Raw genomic sequence first — 7077 nt, forward strand, 5'->3', positions numbered from 1 at the left:
GACCATCCAAGTCGGATGGTTTTTTTGCGCTATTTGAAGACTGAAATTTCTGACGTATGTTTTTAAAAAAAGAGTTATGTCATTATGAGACAAGCCTCTTCCAGTCGGATCTACTAACAGGATAGCTAGTATTTCTCCCTCTTCTCGCTGGATTTTCGGTAATCCCGCAGCGTTATCCTCTTCTACGCTTACTTTTGGCTTAGATTGGGTAGCTATTGGCTGCACATCAATTAGGTGTTGCTGTGGCTGCTTACGGTGGAGGAGTCATTTAAAGTTATGCGAACTGGGAGGAACGCGCTTGCGGCGAAAGTTTCCGGGAACATGTAGCGGTAAATATATAGATGGAAAGAAAAACACCCGAGTAGACACTAGATCACTCGGGTGTTCGTGAGTTTTCAGGCTGGGGATACAAGGGGAGGGTGATGCGAAAGATAGCGCCGTGGAGTGGGCCATTTTCTGCCTGAAGACAGCCGTGCGAACGTTCGATAATTGCTCGAGAAATAGCTAGCCCCAGTCCGACATCACCATTTTTTCCTTTCACAAAACGATGAAATAAATGAGGGAGAAGTTCTTCCACGATGCCCTCCCCATCATCTTGTACTTCTATCTGGAGCTGACGTTTGCCTGATTTAATTTCGATCGTGATCTGATCCTTGGCATGGCGCAAAGCATTTCCAATGATATTCAACAAGGCTTGAAGAAACTTTCCTTCATCTACGTACACTACGTCATTGGTTTTAGTCGGACGTACTGAAATCGTTACATTGTGTTGGAGCTGCAAAGGGTGTAAACGCTCAATGGTACGAGTCACCAGGTCGGTAGCGGAATGCCACGAGGGACCAAACAAATTCTCTTCACCTTCAAGCTTGGCCAACAATATAATTTCAGTCACAATATGCTTCAATCGATTGGTTTCCTCTACGATGACATCAAAACCCTTTTCAGCAGCATCATCAACAAAAACACCATCGCGAATTCCCTCGGCATATCCTTGAATGGACATGAGAGGGGTTTTTAGCTCGTGGGAAGCATTCTGTAAAAATTGCCGCTGGATTTCATGAAAACGATCGAGCTCTTGTGCCATGGAGTAAACACTATCCGAGACTTCAGCAATTTCACCGCGTGCAGGAATGAGTTGGACCTCGGAAAAACGCCGTGCTTGAACCTTTTTTATTTCTCTCGTCAATTTATGCAGTGGCTGCACCATACTACGCGTAATAAAAAAGCTGAGCAAAATGGTAGATACGGCCCCAATCAAAACGATGAGCAAGATGTTATTCGTCATTTCCATACGAGTGTCTTTAAGTCCACGTACAGGAGAGGCCAGAATCAGTCGTTGCTTTTCGTCGTTTTTAAAAGGCAGGTTAACGACCACATAATCATCGCTTCCGACCATCCATATGTTTCGATTTTGCCTTTTCTCCGCTTTACGCTCAAGGGCATCCATCCACCCATTCAAATTGGAAGAAGGCAGGGACGTGTAGAGTACTTTTTTCTTTTTGCCTAAGAGCAAAACTTCTATCTTGCGATTGGAGACGAGAAGCTTTTCGAGTTCTGCGACTCCCTCTGTTTCAATCTTTACATTCGATTCGTTCATTTTTTCGATCCAGAATCGACCTTTTAGGTTTAATTCATTCTTTTGCTGCTCAATTAAATTATCGAGCAAAAATGAATTGATCAGGAAAGCTGATACCCCCATGACAAGACAGAGAAGAAGGGCGAACATCAACGTAATGCGAAATTGGATACTCATTCATCCTTCGTTCCTTCCAAAGCTCGCAGGCGATACCCAAAGCCCCAAACCGTCTCAAGAGGGATCTTATCCAGCTTTTTTCGGATACGACGAATGAGATCATCAACCACTCGATCACTTCCAAAATAATCAAATCCCCATATAAGAGAGAGCAGCTCATCACGGGAAAAAGCCCGATTCGGATGCTCCGATAAAAGGCTGAGCACTTGAAACTCTTTCGAGGTGACCTCTACTTCCTCCCCAAAAGAATATACAAGACGTTTTTCCTTATCTAAAACAAGAGCGCTAATAGCTGTTTCTTCCGCATGGGATTTCATTTGTTTCCAACGCTGGAGTGCCCGATTCACACGTGCCACTAATTCACGGGGACTAAAAGGCTTGGTGAGATAATCGTCGCTTCCTAGCTCTAGTCCAAGAATCTTGTCTACTTCTTCGTCGCGTGCGGAAACCATGATGATAGGCGTTTCTGAGCCAGCACGAATACGTCGGCAAAACTCATAGCCATTCATACCTGGCAACATGATGTCCAATACCCATAGATCGGGGGGATTCTCTTGCTCTAAAGTAATAGCCTCTTCGGCTGATTCAACGGCAGTTGTAACATAGCCTTCCTTTTGCAGATAGGCTTCGACGATCTGACGAATATTGATGTCATCGTCTACGATAGCAATGTGAAAGATCTTCATGGGATTCCTCCGCGAACCTTAAGATTCTCACTTTATTGTACATCTTCAAACAGACTTAAGCAGTTGTTGGAGGCATTTCCCACACTTTTCCCATACTTCCTTTCCTACGTTTCTTACAATAGTGTAAGGAAGTTGAAACCCAAATCGATAGGACTACGTGGTCATACTCTGTAAAATGAAAGTACATTCAATAACGGAGGGATACACCATGAGAAAACTACTACAGATGATCGCGATTACGTTCGGATTGTTAATCGATACGAAGACAATGATTCGCTTCTCTGAATTGGAAATGGTCGTGAAGCTGTAAAGATGATGATAACTACATGTAAAAAGACATGAAATTCTAGGCGCCAGAATGTAGGGGCCTTTTTTGTTTTTGTGTGATCCAGCGTGAAACAAACCTGGAATATTTAGGGGTGAAACGGAATGCCCGAGCGTACGACCAATTCAGAGGGAAATCTTAGGGAAATAGATTGATTCAAGTGGTTTTTTTGGACGTGTCCTCTCTCTATATGGTATAATGAAGTATTGTGATAACCAGTTGGAGGTTTACCCTTTATGGCAGAAGAAACTGCTCGGTTTCCAAAAGTCGATATTAGCCACGAAATGAGAGAATCGTTCATTAGCTATGCGATGAGCGTTATCGTCAGTCGGGCTTTGCCTGACGTTCGCGATGGTTTGAAGCCTGTACACAGGCGTATTTTGTATGCCATGCACGATATGGGCCTTACTCCTGACAAGCCGTTCCGTAAATCGGCAAACGTTGTCGGGGAAGTAATGGCGAACTACCATCCGCATGGTGACTCTTCCATCTATGAAGCGATGGTACGTATGGCCCAAGATTTTAACATGCGCTACATGCTAGTTGAAGGGCAAGGGAACTTCGGTTCTGTAGACGGCGACCCGGCAGCGGCGATGCGTTATACGGAGTCGCGTTTTTCCAAGCTCGCGCTGGAGCTTTTGCGCGATATTGATAAAGAAACGGTCGATTTCATTCCTAACTACGACGGACGCAAAGAAGAGCCGGTTGTATTGCCTTCTCGTTTCCCGAACCTGCTTTTGAATGGTGCATCAGGGATTGCTGTAGGTATGGCTACCAATATTCCGCCACATAACTTGACGGAAGTTGTTGATGGTGTCATTGCCATGATCGACAATCCTGATATTACGATTCAAGATTTGATGAAAATCATCAAGGGACCTGACTTCCCTACAGCGGGGGAGATTCTCGGTTACAGTGGTATTCGGCGTGCCTATGAAACAGGCCGTGGTTCCATTATTATGCGTGCCAAAACCCAGATTGAAGAGGATGGGAAAGGCAAACCGCGCATCATCGTAACAGAGATCCCTTATCAGGTGAACAAGGCTAGACTTGTGGAAAAAATCGCGGAGCTAGTACGCGAGAAAAAAATCGAAGGCATTACCGACCTTCGTGATGAGTCTGACCGCAAAGGCATGCGTATTGTCATGGAATTGCGCCGTGACGTCATTCCAAAGGTTGTATTGAACAATCTATTTAAGCATACCCAAATGCAGTCTACATTTGGTGTGAATATGCTGGCACTCGTTGATAGTCGTCCGCGTGTATTGAATCTGCGTGACATGCTCTATTACTATTTGGAGCACCAACGTGTCATTATCCGCAGAAGGACCGAATATGATCTCAAGCAAGCAGAAGCCCGTGCGCACATCTTGGAAGGCTTGCGTATTGCATTGGATCATATTGACGAGATTATCAGCTTGATTCGTTCTTCTCAAACCACGGAAGAAGCTCGCACAGGACTCATGGAGAATTACTCCTTGTCCTACGAGCAGGCACAGGCGATTCTCGATATGCGTCTGCAACGCCTGACTGGTTTGGAACGAGAAAAAATCGAGAACGAATACCAGGAGCTCATGGTAAAAATCGCAGAACTGCGTGCTATTCTTGCAGACGAAGCCAAAATCTACGCGATCATCCGCGATGAGCTGGGTGAGATCAAAGAGAAGTTTGGCGATGAAAGACGCACAGAAATTACTTTCGATGAGAATCATATCGAAGATGCTGATTTGATCCCAGAGGAAGATGTCGTAATCACCCTGACGCATGACGGTTATATCAAGCGTCTGCCTGTTTCGACCTACCGTTCGCAAAAACGTGGCGGACGTGGCGTGCAGGGATTGGGAACCAAGGATGACGATTTTGTCGAGCATCTGTACATTACCAACTCGCATGATTACATCATGTTCTTTACGAGCAAAGGGAAGGTGTATCGCCTAAAAGGATTTGAGATTCCTGACCTGAGCCGGACAGCAAAAGGTACCCCAATCATCAATCTCATTCAGATTGAAAAAGGGGAGCGAGTTAGTGCGGTAATCCCTGTGAAAGAGTTTGATCAAGAACATTACCTGTTCTTTGCGACCAAGAAGGGGATTATTAAGAAAACCACGCTGGAGTCCTATGAAAATATTCGCAAAGGCGGGCTAATTGCGGTTAACCTGCGCGAAGATGATGAGTTGATTGGTGTTCGTCTGACGGATGGCCAACAGCAAATCATCATGGGTACTCATAAAGGCATGTCCGTCCGTTTCAATGAGGGAGACGTACGTACGATGGGACGTAACGCCACCGGTGTGAAGGGGATTACCCTTGACGACGATGATGATGTCATCGATATGGACGTTATCAAGCCAAATGCAGAAGTGCTCATTGTAACGGCGAATGGTTACGGAAAACGGACTCCTGTCGATGAATACCGCATTCAATCTCGTGGTGGTAAAGGAATTAAGACACACAATGTAACGGATCGTAGCGGTCCGGTCGTCGGTCTGAAAGTCGTTGAGCCTGAAGAAGATCTGATGATTATTACCACTTCAGGTATCATCATTCGTACAGAAATGAAAGGTATTTCTGTGATGGGGCGCTACACACAAGGTGTGAAACTGATCCGTTTGTCTGAAAATGAGCAAGTGGGATCAGTCGCCAAATGTCCTCCAACTGAGGAAGAGGATATGACGGATGAAGATGCGGAAGAGGGAATCGAAGATCTGCAAGACGGAGAGACTGTCGAAGCAACCGAGCCTATCGAACCTACCGAACCGACAGAGGAATAAAGAAAAATCACGACGAAAGCGTCCCGCATAATGTGGGGCGTTTTTTTGTGTAAGTGCAAAAGTTTGTTCAATCCATGCTTTTTCCCTGCAAATGGTTTGGGTTTGAAGTAAAATTGGGAAATGGATACTATATCATTAACAAGTTGGATCGGGTGGTGAGCAGGTTGCCCAATGTGGAAGTGAAACAACTGACTCTTGGAGCGAAATTGGCTGAAGACGTATTTACAGCATTGGGAGGCATTCTTTTTGCAAAAGGAACCCCTCTCTATGAACGGGAAGTGCAATTCTTAGAAGCGTTCATGATCAAACAGGTACAAGTAGAGGATTCAGGAGGGGATTTGACTGACCAAGGTGAACCAACCTCAACCAAGGTAGATGCGCCAGAAGCTTCTGATAAGTTTACCCAAGCTAAACCTGTGTTTCAGGAGTCATTTGATAAAGCAGTGTCTACACTGAAAAATTTGATGACCCGCGTACAAGGCGGCAATAACATACCAGTTATGGAAGTCAGAGAAGTTGTTACGCCGATCATTACGGAGTTTCAGCAGCAACCACAAGTACTTCTCTCCCTTCGGCGCTTTGCAAAGATGGATAGCTATGCCTACGAGCATGCCGTAGCGGTTGGGATTATTTCTTATATGATTGCAAAATGGGTCAAGGTACCTGAAAAGGAATGGATGCAGGTCGCACTGGCGGGTACATTGCTTGATATAGGAAAAACGAAAATTGATCGGCGGATTTTGCAAAAACCAGGGAAGCTTACGCCAGATGAATTCGAAGAGATGAAGAAGCATACCGTTTATGGCTACCAAATTATTAAGTCATCCCACGGTTTAAGTGAAGGTGTAGCATTAGCGGCTTTGCAACATCATGAGCGAGAAGATGGTTCAGGCTATCCATTAGGTTTGCCTGGTTCTAAACTGCATTTATACAGCAAAATTGTTGCTGTGGCCGATGTGTATCATGCAATGAGCTCGGATCGTGTGCATCAAAAGGCGTTGTCTCCCTATCAAGTCGTGGAGCAATTAGTGCAGGATAGCTTCGGGAAGCTTGATCCTACCATTGTTCGATCATTTGTGGAGGGGATCACTCAATTCGCTGTAGGAACGCTGGTTGAGTTAAGTGATGGAACGATTGGGAAGATTGTATTTACAGATCGTAATCACCCAACGAGACCAATGGTTGAAACAGGTGGAAAAATCGTAAACCTAGTTGAAGCTCGACATTTATCTATTGTGAGAGTAATGGAACAGTAAAGGAGAGAGGCGAATCATTCGCCTCTCTTTTAATATAATTTAAAGAAATTCAATTTAATTATAAAAACCTCTTGTGTTGTTTAAAAATACGTGATATGATACATCTTGTCGCTTCGATTGAAGCAACACTTCAAGAAGAAAAGCCAATTAAGCTATTTACTTCTTGAGTATTGTTTGATAAAGTGTTGAATTGTCGCCGCTAAGCGAAACAAGATTTTTCGAAAAAAGATCTTGCAAAAAGCTAGACGGTATGATAAGATAGAAAAGTCGCCTCGATAGAGACGAA

Annotated in this window: 4 protein-coding genes; 2 read left to right on the forward strand and 2 right to left on the reverse strand. The window is 44.5% G+C overall.

Annotated features, from left to right (window positions below; translation table 11 throughout):
- Nucleotides 1-373 precede the first annotated feature (373 nt).
- Both HP401_RS29155 and HP401_RS29160 read right to left on the reverse strand, forming a co-directional pair.
- Complete coding sequence (locus HP401_RS29155) at nucleotides 374-1753, reverse strand: sensor histidine kinase (RefSeq protein WP_173607586.1); 1380 nt, start codon at nucleotides 1751-1753, stop codon at nucleotides 374-376.
- Nucleotides 1750-2439, reverse strand: a complete 690-nt coding sequence (locus tag HP401_RS29160) for a response regulator transcription factor (RefSeq protein WP_173607587.1) — start codon at nucleotides 2437-2439, stop codon at nucleotides 1750-1752. The genes HP401_RS29155 and HP401_RS29160 overlap by 4 nt, the downstream gene beginning before the upstream one ends.
- A gap of 561 nt (nucleotides 2440-3000) precedes the next feature.
- Between HP401_RS29160 and gyrA the strand changes: the two genes are divergently transcribed.
- Both gyrA and HP401_RS29170 read left to right on the forward strand, forming a co-directional pair.
- On the forward strand, nucleotides 3001-5535 hold the full coding sequence (gene gyrA, locus HP401_RS29165; RefSeq protein ID WP_012683793.1) for a DNA gyrase subunit A: 2535 nt from the start codon (nucleotides 3001-3003) through the stop codon (nucleotides 5533-5535).
- A 164-nt stretch (nucleotides 5536-5699) separates the two neighbouring features.
- A complete protein-coding gene (locus HP401_RS29170) occupies nucleotides 5700-6791 on the forward strand; it encodes an HD-GYP domain-containing protein (protein ID WP_172801940.1) in 1092 nt (363 codons plus the stop codon).
- Nucleotides 6792-7077: the final 286 nt, after the last annotated feature.

Source organism: Brevibacillus sp. HB2.2 (assembly GCF_013284275.1).
Lineage (GTDB): Bacteria > Bacillota > Bacilli > Brevibacillales > Brevibacillaceae > Brevibacillus > Brevibacillus brevis_D.

Excerpts from the sequence above, each read along its gene's own strand:
- HP401_RS29155 (WP_173607586.1), bottom strand. The coding sequence starts at position 1,753 with ATGAGTATCCAATTTCGCATTACGTTGATGTTCGCCCTTCTTCTCTGT.
- HP401_RS29160 (WP_173607587.1), bottom strand. The coding sequence starts at position 2,439 with ATGAAGATCTTTCACATTGCTATCGTAGACGATGACATCAATATTCGT.
- gyrA (WP_012683793.1), top strand. The coding sequence starts at position 3,001 with ATGGCAGAAGAAACTGCTCGGTTTCCAAAAGTCGATATTAGCCACGAA.